The organism is Pectobacterium sp. PL64 (assembly GCF_022477975.1).
Classification (GTDB): Bacteria; Pseudomonadota; Gammaproteobacteria; order Enterobacterales; family Enterobacteriaceae; genus Pectobacterium; species Pectobacterium jejuense.
Map to the genome: position 1 here is coordinate 934665 of NZ_CP092070.1, position 18618 is coordinate 953282.

General features: G+C 51.1%; 17 protein-coding genes and 1 tRNA gene. 8 read left to right on the forward strand and 10 right to left on the reverse strand.

Annotated features, from left to right (window positions below; all coding sequences use genetic code 11):
- Positions 1-45: 45 nt before the first annotated feature.
- From galE to modE, 3 genes are all read right to left on the reverse strand, one after another.
- The gene (gene galE / locus HP572_RS04100) at positions 46-1065 is read right to left on the reverse strand and encodes a UDP-glucose 4-epimerase GalE (RefSeq protein WP_103970709.1); all 1020 of its coding nucleotides are present in this window, start codon (positions 1063-1065) and stop codon (positions 46-48) included.
- A 198-nt stretch (positions 1066-1263) separates the two neighbouring features.
- Entirely contained in the window at positions 1264-2739 is a 1476-nt protein-coding gene (gene modF / locus HP572_RS04105) for a molybdate ABC transporter ATP-binding protein ModF (protein ID WP_130637904.1), read from the reverse strand.
- A gap of 40 nt (positions 2740-2779) precedes the next feature.
- Positions 2780-3571, reverse strand: a complete 792-nt coding sequence (modE, locus tag HP572_RS04110; RefSeq protein ID WP_116361733.1) for a molybdenum-dependent transcriptional regulator — start codon at positions 3569-3571, stop codon at positions 2780-2782.
- A gap of 196 nt (positions 3572-3767) precedes the next feature.
- Here modE and HP572_RS04115 point away from each other — a divergent pair, with 196 nt between their 5' ends.
- The 5 genes from HP572_RS04115 (at position 3768) to HP572_RS04135 (ending at position 7816) form a co-directional block, all read left to right on the forward strand.
- Positions 3768-3923 carry an AcrZ family multidrug efflux pump-associated protein gene (locus tag HP572_RS04115; RefSeq protein WP_010302737.1) on the forward strand — a complete coding sequence of 52 codons (156 nt, stop codon included), beginning with the start codon at positions 3768-3770 and terminating at the stop codon, positions 3921-3923.
- A gap of 274 nt (positions 3924-4197) precedes the next feature.
- Entirely contained in the window at positions 4198-4968 is a 771-nt protein-coding gene (gene modA, locus HP572_RS04120) for a molybdate ABC transporter substrate-binding protein (RefSeq protein ID WP_103970712.1), read from the forward strand.
- The gene (gene modB, locus HP572_RS04125; protein ID WP_039473842.1) at positions 4968-5657 is read left to right on the forward strand and encodes a molybdate ABC transporter permease subunit; all 690 of its coding nucleotides are present in this window, start codon (positions 4968-4970) and stop codon (positions 5655-5657) included. Before modA ends, modB begins: the two co-directional genes overlap by 1 nt.
- Positions 5657-6715 (forward strand): molybdenum ABC transporter ATP-binding protein ModC, encoded by a 1059-nt coding sequence (gene modC / locus HP572_RS04130; protein WP_109225954.1) that lies wholly within the window; start codon positions 5657-5659, stop codon positions 6713-6715. Before modB ends, modC begins: the two co-directional genes overlap by 1 nt.
- A gap of 237 nt (positions 6716-6952) precedes the next feature.
- Positions 6953-7816: a sugar phosphate isomerase/epimerase gene (locus tag HP572_RS04135; protein ID WP_180745980.1), complete on the forward strand. Its 864-nt coding sequence runs from the start codon at positions 6953-6955 to the stop codon at positions 7814-7816.
- Positions 7817-7890: 74 nt separating this feature from the next.
- On the opposite strand, the gene HP572_RS04140 is transcribed toward HP572_RS04135, so the two are convergent.
- The 4 genes from HP572_RS04140 to HP572_RS04155 all read right to left on the reverse strand — a co-directional run bounded on the left by HP572_RS04140 (position 7891) and on the right by HP572_RS04155 (position 12596).
- Complete coding sequence (locus HP572_RS04140; protein ID WP_211006524.1) at positions 7891-8871, reverse strand: LacI family DNA-binding transcriptional regulator; 981 nt, start codon at positions 8869-8871, stop codon at positions 7891-7893.
- A 125-nt stretch (positions 8872-8996) separates the two neighbouring features.
- A complete protein-coding gene (locus HP572_RS04145; RefSeq protein ID WP_125232488.1) occupies positions 8997-10148 on the reverse strand; it encodes a Gfo/Idh/MocA family protein in 1152 nt (383 codons plus the stop codon).
- On the reverse strand, positions 10145-11215 hold the full coding sequence (locus tag HP572_RS04150; RefSeq protein WP_103970716.1) for a sugar phosphate isomerase/epimerase: 1071 nt from the start codon (positions 11213-11215) through the stop codon (positions 10145-10147). Before HP572_RS04150 ends, HP572_RS04145 begins: the two co-directional genes overlap by 4 nt.
- A gap of 136 nt (positions 11216-11351) precedes the next feature.
- Positions 11352-12596, reverse strand: a complete 1245-nt coding sequence (locus HP572_RS04155; RefSeq protein ID WP_010302766.1) for an MFS transporter — start codon at positions 12594-12596, stop codon at positions 11352-11354.
- A 187-nt stretch (positions 12597-12783) separates the two neighbouring features.
- Here HP572_RS04155 and glk point away from each other — a divergent pair, with 187 nt between their 5' ends.
- Entirely contained in the window at positions 12784-13749 is a 966-nt protein-coding gene (gene glk, locus HP572_RS04160) for a glucokinase (protein WP_103970717.1), read from the forward strand.
- A 106-nt stretch (positions 13750-13855) separates the two neighbouring features.
- On the opposite strand, the gene HP572_RS04165 is transcribed toward glk, so the two are convergent.
- Entirely contained in the window at positions 13856-14734 is an 879-nt protein-coding gene (locus tag HP572_RS04165; RefSeq protein WP_240584830.1) for a hypothetical protein, read from the reverse strand.
- Between the two features lie 171 nt (positions 14735-14905).
- Positions 14906-15727, reverse strand: a complete 822-nt coding sequence (locus HP572_RS04170; protein WP_240584831.1) for a pyridoxal phosphatase — start codon at positions 15725-15727, stop codon at positions 14906-14908.
- A 273-nt stretch (positions 15728-16000) separates the two neighbouring features.
- Between HP572_RS04170 and HP572_RS04175 the strand changes: the two genes are divergently transcribed.
- Both HP572_RS04175 and pgl read left to right on the forward strand, forming a co-directional pair.
- Positions 16001-16088 (forward strand) — tRNA-Ser (locus HP572_RS04175).
- A 299-nt stretch (positions 16089-16387) separates the two neighbouring features.
- Positions 16388-17386, forward strand: a complete 999-nt coding sequence (gene pgl / locus HP572_RS04180) for a 6-phosphogluconolactonase (RefSeq protein WP_240584832.1) — start codon at positions 16388-16390, stop codon at positions 17384-17386.
- Between the two features lie 330 nt (positions 17387-17716).
- On the opposite strand, the gene HP572_RS04185 is transcribed toward pgl, so the two are convergent.
- Positions 17717-18610 (reverse strand): LysR family transcriptional regulator, encoded by an 894-nt coding sequence (locus tag HP572_RS04185; RefSeq protein WP_240584833.1) that lies wholly within the window; start codon positions 18608-18610, stop codon positions 17717-17719.
- Positions 18611-18618 lie beyond the last annotated feature (8 nt).

The following is an 18618-nucleotide window of genomic DNA, read 5'->3' on the forward strand; positions in this document are numbered from 1 at the left end:
ATCGGAGCTTCCCCCTAATCCGTCACTCGGCGTGAAAACGTGCCGTCACGCTTCGTCGTACCCATTGGGGTGGTTGGACTGCCAGCGCCAGGTGTCCTGCGCCATTTCTTGCAGTGAGCGTGTGACTCGCCAGTTAAGGTCGTTTGCTGCACGTTCGGCATCTGCCCAATAAGCAGGCAGATCGCCCTGACGACGCGGGGCAAAATGGTAAGCCAGCGGTTTACCACAGGCCTGACTAAAAGCCTCGACGACCTGTAATACACTGTAGCCTACGCCTGCGCCCAGGTTGTAAATATGTACGCCAGCACGATTTTGCAGGGTGTTCATGGCGGCGATATGACCGTCAGCCAGATCGACGACGTGGATGTAATCTCGCACGCCAGTGCCATCAGCGGTAGGGTAATCATTACCGAAGATCGCCAGTGAGTCGCGACGCCCGACAGCAACCTGAGCGATATAAGGCATCAGGTTATTAGGCACACCTTGTGGATCTTCGCCCATTTCACCCGATGGGTGGGCACCTACTGGGTTGAAATACCGTAACAGCGTAATACTCCATTCCGGTTCAGCATGTTGTAAATCTTGCAGGATTTGTTCGACCATTAGCTTGCTACGGCCATAGGGGCTGGCAGGGTGACCTGTGGGGAAACTTTCCTGATAGGGCGTGTGTGGTTGATCGCCATAGACGGTGGCGGAGGAGCTAAAAATCAGGTTTTTCACGCCGGCTTTCTTCATCGCCTCTACCAGCACGAGCGTACCGTAGACGTTATTGTCATAGTAGCTCAGCGGCTCACGCACTGACTCGCCCACGGCTTTTAAGCCGGCAAAGTGGATGACGGAATCAATGGAATGCGTAGCGAAAATGTCGTCCAGCAGCGCGCTATCACGGATATCGCCTTGATAAAAAATGGGTGCCTTATCGGTTAAGCGCGTAATGGTTTTAACGACGCTAGCCTTGCTATTGCACAAGTTATCGAGAATAACGGGTGTGTGCCCGGCAGCGAGCAATTGTACGCAAGTATGGCTTCCTATGTAACCGCTACCACCTGTAACAAGAACGTTCATAATGACCTCTATTATCGTAATACTGCAAAATAACATGGCTGGATGCTGAAAAAGGTGATCTGCAGCGAGAATCCGCCTCTGTTATCGATGAATTTTTTACGAATAAACTTAGTGAAGCATAGATTACAGTGTAAATGAGCCCGGCTTTCTACCCAATATTTTATTTTGTGGTAGCGTTATCATCCCTGTTTTCAGGTGTTATTTACATAACGCGTCAATTTGGTAGCCATAGATATCATTTTGCGGGACGAAAGTGAGTCGATGCGTGATGCACTCGGGCGCGTCCTCTGCATGGTGAGAGACAAAGAGTAGCTGCGTTTCGCCCTCGCCAATCAAGATATCCAGCCAGCGACGCACCAGTTGGCGATTGAGCGGATCAAGCCCCTGGAGCGGTTCATCAAGGATGAGCAGGGCGGGGTGTTTGACTAATGCGCGGGCAATCAGCGTCAGACGCTGCTGGCCCCAGGAGAGCGACTGAAACGGCGTATCGGCGATAGCGCCATTGAGCCCAAGCAGAGTGAGCCACTGTTCGGTCAGGTGGCGCTGACGGTCGGAAACGGCCTGATAAATCCCGATAGAGTCAAAAAAGCCTGACAGGATAACGTTGCGCACGCTGGTGCTGACGCGGTAATCCAGATGGAAGCTGCTACTGACGTAACCGATGTGGCGCTTGATGTCCCAAATGGTTTCACCGCTGCCGCGTTTACGGCCAAACAGCGTGAGGTCGTTACTGTAGCCTTGTGGATGATCGCCTGTAATCAGGCTGAGCAGTGTCGATTTGCCCGCGCCATTTGGCCCGATAATCTGCCAATGCTGACCGGGCAACACTTCCCACGTCAGCTCGTGCAGAATAGGGCGGTCGTTATATTGCACCACGCCGTTACGCAGCCTAATGCGTGCCTCGTCAGCGGGAAGCGTCATATACCGCTGCGGATCTTCCGGCTCTGGCAGCGAACTTCCCGACAGTTTTTCGCTAAACGCGAGTTGAGCCACCAGCGCTTCAGAGAGGATCGTTTCACGCTCGCCGACGCGGGTCAGCGTACAGTCTGCCAGTACACCGACATGGTTGATAAAGTCAGGGATGTCATCAAAGCGATTCAGAATAAGCACCAGCGTATAACCGGTGCCTGCCAGTTTCCTCAGCTCATCGGCAAGCTGCTGGCGGGAGGCAACGTCCAACCCATCGAAAGGCTCGTCGAGAATCAGCAGGTCGGGCTGAGGCATCAGCGCCTGACACAGCATCGCCTTACGGGTTTCCCCCGTAGAGAGGTACTTGAAGCGGCGCTCCAGCAAATGCGCAATGCCAAACTGGTGTGCCAACTGTTGGCAATGCGCGGGATCGTTGAGGCTATCCTGAATCACTTCTGCTGTGGTGCGGCCAGTGTCATCTTCACCTTCACTGAGCAGGTCAGTGTTATTACGCTGCCACTCGTCGGAAACCAGTTTTTGTAATTGTTCAACCGACAGGCGAACAGGGCGTTGAAATCCCGTGGTTCGCTCACCACTCAATAGCGGCAGTTCGCCGGATAGCGACCGCGCCAGTGCAGATTTACCACTTCCGTTGGCCCCGACAAAGGCCCAGCACTGGTTTTGTTCGAGCGTCAGGTCGTCCAGACGCAGCATGCGGGTGTCGCTGAGACGAAATAACCCCTGAGTGATGTTTAACAATGACATTTTCTATCCTTCGTCAGATGGCGATAGCGCTAAAGCGACATTAACAAAGCGTGGCGATGATAACCCGGTCAGCATTGAAGCAGGCTTTCACGTTCGCTCCCTGTTGCAGCTTTTGCTGCTCAAGCAAGGCATTCGGCACCATGGCACACAAGGTTTCTCCCCCCGCCAGCGTAATCAGAAGCTCGCTGTTTTCTACACCGTGCTGAATGGCCTTAATTTGCCCAGGCAAGACGTTATCGACTGAGGGCGCGGTGGACGTGGCAGCGTACACATCGATCCATGGTGCTTTAATCAGCGCCAACACTTCTTTCCCTTTCTGTAATTGCAGGCGCTCGGCGCTTTGTTGCGTAATCAGGGCGCTGATCGTTGTTTTACCATCGGCGAGTAAAATATCCAGATGTTGTTGCACCTGTTCTTCGCCGCGTGCGAGCACGGTTCCAAAAAACTGATTACGGGCGCTGGTTTGCAGCGAGAAACGCGCAATGGCTGCCAGAAGGCTATCCAACGGCAGACCGTCTTCCTGCAAGACATCAAAGGCTTTTTGCTGAATCTGCGCGAGCAAATCGTACAGTTGGAGAAGACGTTCGCCATAGCGGGTGAGCTGAGCACCGCCACCGCCTTTGCCGCCGGTCATGCGCTCGACGATGATCTGTTCGGCTAGCTGGTTCATCTCATTGATGGCATCCCAGGCGCTTTTATAGCTAATCCCCGCCAGTTTGGCCCCCTGACTGATTGAACCGGTATGACGAATTTGCTTGAGCAATTCAATACGCCGCGGGTCGGCGAATAAACGTTGTTGGAGTTTCAGGGTGAGGAGAATTTCAGCCTGCATAGTGAGGGCACCGTCGGTGAGTTTAATTCTCTGTATTGTCGCTATTTTCTTCATCAGGGGCAAATCGCACAAATAGACGCACTAATTTCTATTACTGCGGTAGACTACGTGGCAATTACGACGATCTCGGTTTACAGTGAAATAGCGCAGTAGACGGGCTAAAGTAGCGGAAACTGTTGCAATAAGTGAGGTAAGCATGTTGGAGTTATTGAAGAGCCTGCTGTTTGCAGTTGCCATGGTTCCTGTGATGATGGTGATTATCATGGGCTCGATTTATTGCCTGGGCGAAGTGTTTAACGTGTTGTCCCGCATCGGTCATTCCGACGGTCAGCGCGCAAAGAATCAGCACTGATTCACGATCCTTTCCTATTTTGATGTCCGGCTTCTGGCCGGACATTTCTTTTCTACCCCCATATCTACCCTAAATAATTCGAGTTTCAGGCAGGCAGGCGGCAAGGTAAGGAATTCCGATGAGCTTACTCAGGTAAGTGATTCGGGTGAGTGAACGTAGCCAACGCACATGCAACTTGAAGTATGACGGGTAATATACCTCTTTAAAGCACATGACACTGCTTCACTATTCGTTATATCATTATTTACACAACGATAATTGTCAGGAGACAAGAATGAAGCAGCAATGGTTAAAATGGTTTGCCGCACTAACCCTCAGTGCAGGAATTGCGTTGCCCGCTGTAGCAGAAGATAAAGTCACGGTGTTCGCCGCGGCATCACTGACCAATGCGTTGCAGGAAATCGCTACGCAATATCAGAAAGAGAAAAATGTCGCTGTCGTCGCGTCTTATGCCTCATCCTCAACGCTGGCGCGCCAGATTGAGCAAGGTGCGCCTGCCGATCTGTTCATCTCCGCTGACCAACAGTGGATGGACTACGCGCAGGATAAAAACCTGATGGATACCGCGACGCGTCACACGCTGCTGGGCAATGAGCTGGTGGTGATTGCGCCGAAGGCGAGTGCGCAGAAAGACATTAAAATTGATGATAAAACCAACTGGAAAAGCCTGCTGAAAGATGGACGTCTGGCCGTTGGCGACCCAGATCACGTGCCTGCTGGGATCTATGCCAAAGAAGCCTTACAGAATCTGAAAGCCTGGGATGAACTCTCTCCACTGATGGCGCGCGCCAACAACGTACGTGCAGCCATGGCGCTGGTGGAACGTGAAGAAGCCCCGCTGGGTATTGTTTACGGTTCTGATGCGGTTGCCAGCGACAAAGTTAAGGTCATCGGTATATTCCCAGCGACGAGCCACAAGCCTGTTGAATACCCGATGGCTATAGTCAAAGAGCATAAAAACGCCGCGGTTACCGGTTTTTATGACTACTTGAAAACGCCTGAAGCTGCAGCCGTATTTAAACGCTATGGCTTCGCGCCGCGTTAATGATGCTGAGTGATTACGAATGGCAGGCGGTTGAGCTGAGCCTCAAAGTTTCCGTTGTGGCCGTGGCGTGCAGCTTGCCGTTTGGGATACTGATGGCGTGGATTTTAGTGCGCTGTCGGTTCCCCGGTAAATCACTGCTGGATAGCATTATCCATTTACCACTGGTGTTGCCGCCAGTGGTTATTGGTTATCTGCTGCTGGTGGCGATGGGAAGACGCGGCGTAATCGGTTCCTGGCTCTATGACTGGTTCGGCTTCAGCTTTAGTTTTAGCTGGCGCGGTGCCGCATTAGCGTCGGCGATTGTCGCGTTTCCGCTGATGGTTCGGGCGATCCGTCTTTCGCTTGATGCTGTCGATAAGCATCTGGAACAGGCCGCTCGGACATTGGGTGCCTCGCCGTGGCGCGTGTTTTTCACCATCACATTACCTCTCTCTTTTCCTGGGATTGTTGTTGGAACCGTATTGGCGTTTGCCCGTTCGCTTGGCGAGTTTGGCGCGACCATTACGTTTGTTTCTAACATTCCAGGCGAAACCCGAACCATTCCACTGGCGATGTATACCCTGATTGAAACGCCCGGCGCGGAGGCTGATGCAGCAAGGCTGTGTATCATTGCCATCGTCTTGTCGCTGGCTGCGCTGTTAGCATCGGAATGGCTAACAAACTGGAGCCGCAAGCGGTTGGGGGGATAATGCTGCAACTCGATTTTCATCAACAGCTGGGTAGCCTCGAACTTCGCGTTCAGTCTGAACTGCCTGCGAACGGTATTACCGCTATTTTCGGCGTATCCGGTGCAGGGAAAACCTCGCTGATCAACGCTGTTGTTGGCCTGACCCGGCCAGATGGCGGGCGAATAGTGCTCAATAATCATGTGCTGGTGGATACGCAGAAGCGTATTTTTCTTCCGCCGGAAAAGCGGCGAATCGGCTATGTATTTCAGGATGCTCGGCTGTTTCCGCACTATCGCGTGCGCGGTAATCTACGCTACGGTATGGCTGAAACAATGGAATCGCAGTTCGATGATATCGTCAGTTTACTGGGTATCGAACCGCTGCTGAATCGCTATCCACGGACGCTGTCCGGTGGAGAGAAACAGCGTGTCGCGATTGGTCGGGCCTTGCTGACCGCACCGGAATTGCTGCTCATGGATGAACCGCTGGCGTCGCTGGATTTACCCAGAAAGCGCGAGCTGTTGCCGTATTTGGAACGTCTGGCGAAAGAAGTCAATATTCCGATCCTGTATGTCAGCCACAGTCTGGAAGAGATTGTCCGGTTAGCCGATCATGTTGTGGTGCTCGATAAAGGCAAAGTGAAAGCGCAGGGTCTGCTGGAAGAAGTGTGGGCTAGCAGTGCGCTACGCCCGTGGTTACCGAAAGACGAACAGAGCACTATTCTGAGTACGCGTGTGTTGGCTCAGCATGCGCATTACGCGATGACGGCGCTGGCATTAGGCGACCAGCAGGTGTGGGTTGGAAAAGTCGAACTCCCTCAGGACGCCGCATTGCGCATTCGCGTGAATGCCGCCGATGTTTCTCTGGTGCTACAGCCACCGGAAAAAAGCAGCATCCGTAATGTGTTGTGTGCCAGCGTGGTAGAGTGCATTGATGTCGATGGACAGGTTGAAGTGAAGCTTGCGGTCGGCCAGCAGACGCTGTGGTCCCGTATCACACCGTGGGCACGGGACGATCTCGTGCTTCACCCTGGGCAAACGATCTACGCGCAGATTAAGAGCGTATCGATTACGGCGTAAGCACAGACCGAGTGATAGAACAGTCGTTCACATCGCTCGGTCTATTTCGTGAATCAGTCGATATTCTGTGACCAAGATAACAAAATGAGTATTGAGAGTGATTTTCAATTCGTTTTTTCTACCGCGTGAACAAGGTAGTCAGATAAATTATCCCCGCGTTATTATTTTTTCATCATAAAAAGTAATCGATTACTTTTTGTTTTCACCTGTGCAACGGGATAAAAATAGGAGAAGGACATGCCTTGTATGACGTTATTGCGCCGTGCGTTCGCTATACCGCTATTGTTGATAGTTTCATCGGGTTTGGCGTTTGCCGAACGGCCAGCAGAAAACCAGAAAATAGCCTTGCAGATGTATACGCTGCGCAGCTTGAATACGCTTGATGAGCAATTTTCCATGGCGCGAGACGCTGGGTTTAAGGCGGTTGAGCTGGTGGGGACACATGGCATTAGTGCGTCAGAGATGAAGGGGTTATTAGGTAAATATCAGTTAAAAGCCATTGCTGCACATGTCCAGTTTGGCGAACTGAAAAGTAATATGGCTGAGGTCGTGGCCTTTAACAAAGCTATCGGCAACAGCATGATTATCGTGCCGTGGCTCAATGTTGAAGACCGACCGGATAGCGCAGAGGGCTGGAAGCGCTTTGGTCTGGAAATGAACGATCTTGGGCGTGAATTGAATAAGCAGGGCATGAAGCTGGCTTATCACAACCATAATTTCGAGATGAAGAAGTATCGCGGTAAAACGGCGCTGGAAATCATGATGGATGCTGCAGAGCCAGAGAACCTGATGCTGGAAATGGATGTTGCCTGGGTATCTCGCGGAGGACAGGATCCTGTGCGTCTCCTGCGTCAGTACAAAGGGCGTATTTATTCAATTCATGCGAAAGACAATACGTCTATCGGCATCCGCGATGATGAAATGAACTTTGCCCCACCGGGTGAGGGGATTTTGGCGTGGGAAGAGATTCTCCCTGCGGCGTCCAAAGCGGGTGCCCAGTGGTTTGTTGCTGAACATGACTTGCCGAAAGATCCACAGGCCATTGTTTCTGCGGCTTACCAATCGCTGTATGAAAAACTGAGTAAGATAAAAAGTAAGTAAGGAATAGATTCAACCTGCGGTCAGCGGACCGCAGGTTATCAGACATGAAAAAGGATCGGTTTATTCTGCTTGGGTTAGCTGGATGCCCGTTCGACAAACGTCCATTCCAGTAAGCGCTTTTCTGTTTCGCTGTCCGGCTGGTCGATTTGTTGTAATAACAGCTTCACGGCCTCTCTGCCGATATGTGCGGATGGCTGCTGAATAGTGCTGAGCTGGGGCGAGGTGATGTAACCCAGCTCCGAGCCATCGAAACCGATCACCGCAATATCCTGCGGCGCACTTAGCCCCGCCTCACAGATTGCAGACAGCGCGCCTGCGGCCAGCGTATCGGAGACCACAAAGACGGCATCTGGCCGCTCTGGATCGTTAAGCAGCGCGGTCATTGCCGCCTTTCCGCCTGCATAACTCAGCGTGCTGGCGTATTCGACTTTGCCGTAATCAAACGCATTTTCTGCGATAACGTCGCGATAGCCTTTCTCTCGCTGCTGGGCGTAGAGATAATTCATATCGTGGTTAATCATGGCGATACGGCGGCGACCTTTGCCAATAAAGTGATTAATCACAAAGCGGGATGCCTCTGCGTTATCAATTCCAACGGATGAAATGGCAGATGTATCGTCATGCTCGGCGCACTGTACCCAAGGTGCCGCACCAATCATGTCTTGAAGCGCAGAAAGCGTTGAAATGGCATCCATGGTGATCACGCCATCGACCATTTTACCGGACAGCAGTTGCAGGCTGGAGTGGGCGCGAACAATATCGGCGCCTGAATTGCATAGTAGAATACGGTAGCCGTTTTCTTCCGCTTCTGCCTCAATGCCTTTCACGACATCGGCGCAGAAGGGGTTGGCAATGTTGGAAACCATGACTAATAACATCTGGCTGCGTGCAGTACGTAGCTGTCGTGCCAGCAAATTTGGCTGATAATTACTGTTTTTTATCGCATTGAGAACTCGTTCCCGGTTCTGCGGTTTCACGGTATCGATGTTATTCAACACTCGTGAAACGGTGGCGACCGAGACTCCAGCTATCCGTGCTATTTTTTGAATCGACATAATTCAGAAGGCACTCACGCTACTTATTGCTTGGCTGAGCAGATTACCATAAATATCTCTGGCTGCATCCCGCAGACGTCGCACCTGCGGGATGAATACCGTGAGAGAATGAACAGTCTGATGCCTTAATTGGCGACCTTCACCCACGTTTGCTGCTGATGGCTTTGCACGATGGCGTCAATAATGAACATGACGTTCGCACCGTCGTAGAAGGTGGCGAACGTGAACGGATCGACGCCCGGCTGTTTGCCGTCACGCAGATAGGTATAAAAGTTCGCCATCATGTTCTTGAACGCATCTGGCCAGCCTTCGATATGCCCACCGGGGAAGTGGACCGCGGCGGCGGCTTCTGGGTTCAGCAGTCCAGGATCGTCCGACAACACCTGATTCGGTTTATCTCGATGGCCGATCCACAGCTGCTGCGGGGTTTCTTGATCCCAGGCCAGCGACTGTTCACTGCCATTCACTTCAAACGTCAGGCGATTTTTCCGGCCGGCGCTGACCTGAGAAACGGTAAAGGAGCCGCGGCTGCCATCCTCAAAGCGCAGTAAAACGGTCGCGTAGTCTTCGGTTTTGACCGGTTTGTCGTCGTACTCTGGCGGCGCGTCGGATGATGAGAATGTGGCCGTACCGTTCCGATTGGATTTTCGGATCGGGTGGACGATGGCTAAATCGGCGAAGACTTCGACAATTTTCCGACCGGAAATAAACTGCACCGTGTCGCACCAGTGCGAACCGATGTCGGCCACCGCGCGGGAAACGCCGCCGAACTCCGGTTCAACACGCCAGTTATAGTCGGTGTCGCGCAGCATCCAGTCTTGCAGATAGCCACCGTGTACGGCAAAGACGCGGCCGATCTCCTGACGCTTAATCATGCTGGCAGCCTGCTGCACCATGCCAAATTGGCGATAGACAAAGCTGACCCCGTGGACAACGCCTTTTTCTTCTGCCAGCGCCACCAGCTCACGCGCTTCTTCGCTGGTCATACACAGCGGCTTTTCTGAAAAGACGTGCTTGGCTGCCTGAATAATCTGCTTATTGATCGCCGCATGGAGATGGTTCGGCGTGCAGTTATGGATCGCATCAATACCGGGATGAGCCAATAAATCAGCGACGCTGCCGTAGGCATGGGGAATGTTGAGCTGACGCGCTTTTTGCTGCGCCAGATCGAGCGAATTTTCCGCCAGTGCCACCACCTCGACGAAACCAAGGCGACGAATCGCTTCAATATGTGCTGGGCCAATAAAACCGGAACCAATAATGCCAACGCGAATCATTCTGCGCTCTCCTCTTTTAATCCCAACATTTTTCTTACTAACGGACGATCGTCGCTGGTCGCGGCGAAATCGTCAAAAGCGCGTCCTGCGACAGGAATAATATGGCGGTTGATGAACGCGGCCCCTTCTTTCGCACCGCAGTTGCTGTCTTTCAGGCAGCATTCCCATTCCAGCACCGCCCAGCCGTCGTAATCGTATTGAGCAAGTTTGCTGAAGATGCCGCCAAAATCGATCTGGCCATCTCCCGGTGAACGGAAGCGCCCGGCGCGTTCAGCCCATGACTGATAGCCGCCGTAGACGCCGCTTTTGCTCGACGTGACAAATTCTGCATCTTTCACATGGAACGCTTTGATTCGCGCATGGTAGCGATCGATAAAGCCGAGGTAGTCCATCTGCTGCAAATGCATATGGCTAGGATCGTAAAGAATATTGGCGCGCGGGTGATGATTGACGACATCAAGGAAGCGTTCAAATGTCACGCCGTCGTGTAAATCTTCTCCGGGATGCAGCTCGTAGCACACATCCACACCGTGCTCGTCAAAACAGTCGAGGATCGGCGTCCACAGGCGACCAAGCTCTTTAAAGGCTTCCTGAATCAGGACTTCTTTACGCGGTGGCCAAGGGTAAAAATAGGGCCAGGCCAGCGCACCGGAAAACGTAGCGTGGGCGTTTAGTCCTAAGCGTGAAGAGGCTTTTGCTGCCTGCTTGATTGCCGCGATAGCCCACGCTTGGCGAGCCTGCGGATTGCGGCGGTAAGCCGGTGGTGCGAAATCGTCAAAAGCATCGTCATACGCAGGGTGGACGGCAACAAGCTGGCCTTCCAGATGGGTTGAGAGTTCGCTGATGGTCAGCCCATGCTGTGCCAGTAGGCCTTTCACATCATCACAGTAAGTTTGGCTGTCGGCGGCCGTAGCCAGATCGAAAATGTGCGGGTGATTGCAGGGGATTTGTAGCGCTTTAAAGCCTAATCCAGCTGCCCATTGCGCCAGATTTTCCAGCGTGTTAAAGGGAGCCTGATCGCCAATATACTGGGCGAGAAAAATACCCGGTCCTTTTAACGTTTTCATTATTACCTCCTTTGGCAACAGGTGTGGTCATGAATACCGTTGCACGATTGTGATAGCCGTAGCGGAGAATGCACTGGGATGAGATGCCATAGGCGATCTCATCCCGTTTTCTCCTTAAATAATCCGTCTCAAATGATTAAGCCTGCTCTTCTTTATATTTGAAGGAGAAGAGGAAAATGACGGCGATGATGGCGGCAGCAACCGCTGGGATCCACCAGAAGGTCGCCCAGATTTCAGGCGCGTTTAACGTACCGTTGTCGAAGAGGCGGTTATAAATGGCACCGGAAACCTGTGAGCCCAGCAGCATGCCGATACCGTAGGTGAACAGGACCACCAGACTTTGTGCCTGACCTTTGATTTTCTCTCCCGCGATGCGGTCGGTATAGATGAAGCCGATGACGAAGAAGAAGTCATAGCAAATGCCGTGCAGCAGGATACCGATATAGAGCAGCCAGCGCGTTTCTTCATTCACGCCCATCGCGAAGAGGGCATAGCGCACGAACCACGCCAGCATGCCGATGAACAGCATGTATTTCACGCCCAGCTTTCTAAACAGCAGCGGAATGATCAGCATGAAGACGATTTCGGACATCTGACCAAACGACATGGCGGTGCTGACGTCGCTGATCCCTGCATTGCTCAGGAAGGATGCGGTGTAAGCGTAGTAGGTGCCCAGCGGAATAGAGATCAGCATGGCGCAGATGGCAAAGACCAGAAAGTGGCCTTTCTTCAGCAGCGCGAACGCATCAGCACAGAACAGATCGCGCACTGCCAGCGGCAAGCCTTTGGCCGGCGCTGGAGTATGCGGCAGCGTCAGGCTGTAAGCTGCCAGAATGGCAGAGCAGGCGGCAGCGACGTAGAAAATATTGACGCTTGCGGAGATGCCCGCGGTCCCGATGCAGACACCGGCAACGATCCAACCAATGGTGCCGAAGACCCGTACAACCGGGAAGCTCTTCTCACTATTCGTCAGGTTATGGAACGCGATGTTGTTGGTTAATGCCAGCGTTGGCATAAAGCATAACGTGTAGGCGAACAGCAGGATCAGCAGCTGTGAACCATCTTCGTTGATTAACGCAGTAGGCACAAACCACAGGATGACCGCGCCGATCAGGTGCAGCAGCGCCATGACTTTTTGCGATGGGAAGAAGCGGTCAACCACCATGCCTAGTACGAACGGCGACAGGATCGAGGCGATCGGCCCGGCAGAGAAGGCGTCGCCAATCATGGCGGCCAAATTATACTGTGTCATAACCAGGCCCAAGGTAACTGACCATGAACCCCAGATGAAGAACTCTAAGAACATCATGAGTGACAGTCTGGGAACCACGAAGGCCGGTTGTAACGATTTGGTAGCTGTGTTTTCAGATGAAGAAACCATGTGGTATCCCTCTTAAAAGTAATCGATTACAATTTGTGTTTTCTAAATGTAATCGATTACTTTTAACTTAACCGCAGCTTTTAGCCATAAATGAGATCCTTATCACTAGAAAGTTATATAGCCATAGCGTAGCTGGCTGTTTTCGCGCAATGATCGAGTATCTGCTTTGTTTGAGGGGAAAAGAAGAATGACGCACTTTGTTTTAGTGGGCGATGTCGGTGGTACCAATACGCGTTTGGCCTTGTGTGACGCCACAACGGGCGAATTGTCGCAAACCGAAACCTATTCCGGGCTGGATTTCCCTTCTCTGGAAGGGGCCATTCGTGATTATCTCGATTCGCGACAGGTCACGGTACAGGATGCCTGTATCGCTATTGCCTGCCCGATTACCGGTGACTGGGTGGCAATGACGAATCACACCTGGGCGTTTTCCATCGCAGAAATGAAAGCGAGTCTGGGTCTGCGCCATTTTGAGGTTATCAACGATTTTACCGCCGTTTCCATGGCGGTGCCGGTGATGACTAACACGGATTTACTCCAATTTGGCGGCGGGGAGCCCGTGCCAGGTAAACCGATTGCCGTGTATGGTGCAGGTACCGGATTAGGCGTCGCCCATCTGGTGCATGCCGCCAATCAATGGATTAGCCTGCCGGGTGAGGGCGGACATGTGGATTTCGCGCCGAATAGCGATGAAGAAGACAAAATTCTCTCTGTTTTGCGCCAGTCGCTCGGGCATGTTTCCGCTGAACGCATACTCTCCGGGCAGGGGCTGGTGAATATTTACCGTGCCGTGGTGCTGTCTGATGACCGCACGCCGGAGGCGCTGGAGCCAAAAGATATTACCGAACGTGCCGTCAACAATACGGATGTGGACTGTCGCCGCGCCCTGTCGCTATTCTGCGTCATCATGGGACGCTTCGGCGGCAATCTGGCGTTAAATTTAGGCACATTTGGCGGCGTGTATATTGCTGGCGGCATTGTTCCGCGCTTTCTGGAGTTTTTTAAAGCCTCCGGCTTCCGGGCGGCTTTTGAAGACAAAGGGCGGTTCAAAGGCTATATGCAGGATATCCCTGTGTACCTGATTACCCATGAACAGCCAGGATTAATGGGGGCAGGGGCGTACCTGCGACAGGTGCTGGGTAGCGCGCTGTAAGCTTGGGCGATGAATCGTTGTTTAGCATAGAACTCATATTTCATGGGTCCTATGCTAGCATAGCTAGAGATTACATTAGTGGAAGTAGGATAAATTTCAATTTTATCTAAACGGAAATCATGAATAATAATGGTACACCAAGGAAAAAGCCTAAAATTAAAGAAATAAACAAGGCTTCTCTGATTGTGTCTGACGGTATTTTAGGCTTAGGAATACCTGCGGATTCCCAATTTTCTTTAGACCAATTTTCGATGTTTTTAGGAAATTTAGAACCATTTTTAGAGAGATCTTCTACCAATGATTGGTAATCTTTACACCAGTTCTTATAATTGCGATTTTCACTTATCGTACTTGTGATTATGAATGGTATAATTAACAAGATTATTACAAACGTGATGGTGGTGAACCATTTCAAGAGGAAATGTAAATATTCTGGGAGATATTCATAGAGAAACTTTCTTTTAGTATCTGATGAAATCAATGAGGATGTTGTTATGCTCCCATCAATAATTTCTCTCTCGTTGATTTTTAAATTCGGTTCGTCTGAACCTTTAACTTGCGAGAGGTAAAGTAATATTTCAATAGATTCCTTAGGTTTCCATTGTAGAAATTTTAGGTGAATGCCTTTCTTATCAGTGTAAAGCTCAAAGTCATTTGAGTTTAAAATGTATTCTAAAACCTCGTAGTCATCCCCATGTTCTAAAGTAAGCGTTTGGTTTATTAATGAGCTTTTATCACCACTTCCTATTAATGATTTACTTCCTACATTCGTAAGTATGTAACGTAGTTGCCATAATTTTTGAATAGGTTGATCATTATAAGCATAACTTGATTTTAGCCCATCTACTTCAATTGGGCGTGTTAGTAAATCACGCGATATGAGTTTCAATTCTAATTCATTACTTGGAGTTTTTAGTTGCAATAAAAAACTTAATATCGTAGCTATGGCAGAGATCCATAACACCAATTGAAATATTTTTTTCACTCTCTAACACCTTTCGTTCAAGGTTAATGATATGCATTCTACACTGAGCCTTAATTCATTGACTAGTTCAAAATTAGAACTGCGGTCAATGAAATTAAGGCTATTATTTGGAAATTAAAATGTGTTTTTGGAAAAAAGGAGCTTTTTACTGATTAATTAAAAAACGATAATTTATGCCAGAATACGGGTGCGGATGACATCGGCGATGCTAGGTTCTTCATTGCTGCCAATCACCAGATCGGCTCTCGCCTTGATCTCATCGGCGCTGTTGCCCATCGCGACGCCCAACCCTACGCCTTCCAGCATACTGATATCATTAAAGTTATCGCCGAATGCCACGACGTCTTTCATACTGATGCCCTGTTCGCCAAGCCATTGCTGGAGCAGCTTGCCTTTGCTGTTGCCAGTTTGGGCGATATCAACCTGATCCTGCCATGACCACTCGCAGGCGAGTCCGAGCTGCTTTTCCACTTCTGCGGCGAAATGGTTCAGCGTGGGAACATCGGCATGCGTGGTCGCGAATTTCCAGATAGCGTGAGACGCTTCGGTCTGACGCACCAGATTTTCCACCTGAGCGAAACGAGGGCGCTGCTGTTCCGGCAAGCCAGAAGCCCATGCCAGCGTGCGGACTACGTGCCCGGTAGGATACTGGTAATACATATCGTCATCGGCATACATCAGCCCATGAATATCAAATTCGTCTAGCAGCGTGATGACGTTTTTTGCCTGTTCGACAGAGAGCGGATTGGTGTGCGACGCTTGACCCTGCTGGTAATCATAGACGTAGGTACCGTTACAGCAGATGGCGGGCGTATCCAACTGCAATCCCTGATAAAAAGGGTGGATTGCCGAGTGGTGGCGTCCGGTGACGATCATCACTTTTATGCCTTGCTGACGGGCCAGTGCTAGTGCGCTAAGGGATTCTGGCAGGATTTTTTTCTGGTGATTCAGTAGCGTACCATCAAGATCAAGTGCAATTACTCGGTAGGTCATCGTTATCTCGCAAATAAAAATGTGGGTATCAAATTACCCTTACGATAAAGGACATGACGAAAAATAGACAGACAACAGCGAGATAAAAGTATCTGAGGTTCATTTGATGACGAACGATTCAGCGTGGCGGTGTGAAATAAGGCGAAACGGATGGTTTTACAGCGCTATTGTTGATTTTCTATGCTTTCAACTGCTTATCATCTATTTTTTAAGCAGTTGACCACAACGCTGCTTTACAATGTGCGGTGTACTGTTTATAGTGCGCGTCATTGCGGAGGAGTGGCCGAGTGGTTGAAGGCACCGGTCTTGAAAACCGGCGACGCGAAAGCGTTCTAGAGTTCGAATCTCTACTCCTCCGCCACTTCAAGTCTTCCCCTATATATCTTGTTATTACTCTCTTATCTTCCCCTGATAGTCTGAAGCATCATTCTCATCACTTATTTTCCATTGCTTATCACCAGCCCCCGTTAGCTACATCAATCATTACTTTAATCAATCATACTTAAATCAATAGTAGCCTTGCGATGTCTCTGTAGAATAGAGTGATTGGTCATTTATGGTATGCCGTGCGTCGGGTTGAGCAGGTTCGTTATCCTTCTGATGAACTTCTTTTGAGCCTTCCTGTACCACCACATTCGCGTGAAAAATAAGGAGAATACGATGCAGCAAGTGGTTTATGTCGCCAGCCCAGAGAGCCAGCAGATTCATGTTTGGCAACTCGGTGCTCAGGGAAATCTGACATTATTGCAAACCGTTGACGTTCCAGGACAGGTTCAGCCGATGGTGATCGCACCGAACAAGCATCACCTGTATGTTGGGGTTCGTCCTGATTTCAGGGTTCTGAGCTATCGTATTGATGAACAGGGTAAATTGACTGAAGCGGGTGTCGCATCTTTACCGGGCAGCCCGACGCATCTGTCGACCGATAACGACGGACGTTTCCTGTTCAGCGCGTCTTACAGCGGTGCCTGCGTTAGCGTTAGCCCGATTGGTACTGATGGCATTGTCGGCGAGCCGATCCAGCAACTGGATGGACTGGAAGGGTGCCACTCTACCAATATCGATCCAACCAATTCTGTCGTGTGGGCGCCGTGCCTGAAAGAAGACCGTATTCGCCTGTACGATCTGGGTGCGACGGGCGAATTGAGCGTACACCGTCAGGCCGAAATGACGACAGTAGCGGGTGCCGGTCCACGCCATATGGCTTTCCATCCGAATCAACGCTTTGCCTATTGTGTGAATGAACTGGACAGCTCGGTAGACGTGTATCAGTTGGATGCCGCCAGCGGCGAACTGCAGAAAGTGCAAACGCTGGATGCCATGCCTGCGGGCTTTAGCGACACGCGCTGGGCGGCAGATATTCACATTACGCCGAATGGTCGCTTCCTGTACATCAGCGATCGTACTGCCAGCCTGCTGAGTGTTTTCCAGGTATCTGAAGATGGCAGCACGTTAACGCTGACCGGACATCAGCCGACCGAAACGCAGCCGCGCGGTTTCAATATCGACAACACCGGTGAGTTCCTGATTTCAGCAGGGCAGAAATCTCAGCACATTGAGGTGTATCACATCGACCAGAACACGGGCGATCTGCAACCGCTGGCGCGTTACGCCGTCGGTCAGGGGCCAATGTGGGTGTCGATGCTGGCGCTGGACTAAGTTAGCTAAGCACAACAGTAAGCCCTGCGTTTAACCGCAGGGTTTTTTGTTTCACCATACCTCCAGTAGCGTAATTCGTTAGACCACACAATACTAAATTCTGTTTTTTTATCAATTAGTTAGTTTATTTCAGTGTATGCAAGTTTTTTCCGAGACTTGAGCGGTCTTCCCCTCGTGTGGCCCCTGTGCGGCTCTTGGAAATCAGGCTTCTCGGGGAGCCATCAGCACTAAGGTGCTGGTGCTGACTGTCATCGCTGGCAATCATGCCTGTTTGCTGAATTCCACATACATCCCGCCGTACCTTCCCTGTGCTACTCCTTCGCGACATGCTCAGCAATGAAATTCTCTGAGCCATGTCTGTGCAGGATGCGAGTCGCTGCGACGGTGCCAAATGAGGCTGAACACGACATCGGGCAAGGAGATCGGCGGCGGAAATAGCGTCAACTGGCTGCCGACGGGGGAATGCAGGGCAACTTGCTTCAACACCGTGGCTGTCATGAGCGTTTGCGCCACGATAGTCGGCACAATGAACATCTGTGGCAAGGTTAGCGCAAGTTTGCGTTTCTTACCCTGCTGTGCAAGTGCCTTATCTACCACGCCATATAGCTCACCTTCGGGGGACGCGAGAATATGGGGTAGCGCGAGGTATTCTTCCATGGTCATCCCCCGTTCGGCCGCCGGATGATTTCGGGTGATGATCGTGACGAATTCGTCACGAAATAGAGGCCGTGTCAGTATCCGGCCATCAGCATGGGTGGGAGGGACACCAATGGCCACATCAATCACCCCTGCATCCAACAGATCGACTGCATGATCCCTATCGTTGAAAGCATGCACGTTCAATGACACACCCGGTGCGTGCTTTGCAAGCGCCTGTATCAGGGTCGGCAGCAACACAAAAGTTGGATAGTCAGACAGTCCCAGATTGACGTTTAACGATGTGTTTCCGGGCTCGAAAATGGTTCTCTGCACGAGCGTGGATTCGATCTGTCGCAAGGCTTGTGTGATTGGCTCAGAGAGCTCTCGTGCGCGTGCTGTAGGTAATAGACCATCGGCGCTACGCAAGAAGAGTGGATCACCGAAGCGTTTACGGAGTCTCGAAAGCGCTGAGCTCATTGCAGGTTGACTCACGCCAACCTGGATCGCGGCGCGAGTCACGTTTCGTTCGCTCATCAAGGCATCAAAGGCCACGAGCAGGTTGAGATCAATGCCATGAAAATTCATAAAAGTAA

Bases quoted from the DNA above. Each gene is read 5' to 3' on its own strand.
- galE (WP_103970709.1), bottom strand. From the start codon at position 1,065: ATGAACGTTCTTGTTACAGGTGGTAGCGGTTACATAGGAAGCCATACT.
- modF (WP_130637904.1), bottom strand. From the start codon at position 2,739: ATGTCATTGTTAAACATCACTCAGGGGTTATTTCGTCTCAGCGACACC.
- modE (WP_116361733.1), bottom strand. From the start codon at position 3,571: ATGCAGGCTGAAATTCTCCTCACCCTGAAACTCCAACAACGTTTATTC.
- HP572_RS04115 (WP_010302737.1), top strand. From the start codon at position 3,768: ATGTTGGAGTTATTGAAGAGCCTGCTGTTTGCAGTTGCCATGGTTCCT.
- modA (WP_103970712.1), top strand. From the start codon at position 4,198: ATGAAGCAGCAATGGTTAAAATGGTTTGCCGCACTAACCCTCAGTGCA.
- modB (WP_039473842.1), top strand. From the start codon at position 4,968: ATGATGCTGAGTGATTACGAATGGCAGGCGGTTGAGCTGAGCCTCAAA.
- modC (WP_109225954.1), top strand. From the start codon at position 5,657: ATGCTGCAACTCGATTTTCATCAACAGCTGGGTAGCCTCGAACTTCGC.
- HP572_RS04135 (WP_180745980.1), top strand. From the start codon at position 6,953: ATGCCTTGTATGACGTTATTGCGCCGTGCGTTCGCTATACCGCTATTG.
- HP572_RS04140 (WP_211006524.1), bottom strand. From the start codon at position 8,871: ATGTCGATTCAAAAAATAGCACGGATAGCTGGAGTCTCGGTCGCCACC.
- HP572_RS04145 (WP_125232488.1), bottom strand. From the start codon at position 10,148: ATGATTCGCGTTGGCATTATTGGTTCCGGTTTTATTGGCCCAGCACAT.
- HP572_RS04150 (WP_103970716.1), bottom strand. From the start codon at position 11,215: ATGAAAACGTTAAAAGGACCGGGTATTTTTCTCGCCCAGTATATTGGC.
- HP572_RS04155 (WP_010302766.1), bottom strand. From the start codon at position 12,596: ATGGTTTCTTCATCTGAAAACACAGCTACCAAATCGTTACAACCGGCC.
- glk (WP_103970717.1), top strand. From the start codon at position 12,784: ATGACGCACTTTGTTTTAGTGGGCGATGTCGGTGGTACCAATACGCGT.
- HP572_RS04170 (WP_240584831.1), bottom strand. From the start codon at position 15,727: ATGACCTACCGAGTAATTGCACTTGATCTTGATGGTACGCTACTGAAT.
- pgl (WP_240584832.1), top strand. From the start codon at position 16,388: ATGCAGCAAGTGGTTTATGTCGCCAGCCCAGAGAGCCAGCAGATTCAT.
- HP572_RS04185 (WP_240584833.1), bottom strand. From the start codon at position 18,610: ATGAATTTTCATGGCATTGATCTCAACCTGCTCGTGGCCTTTGATGCC.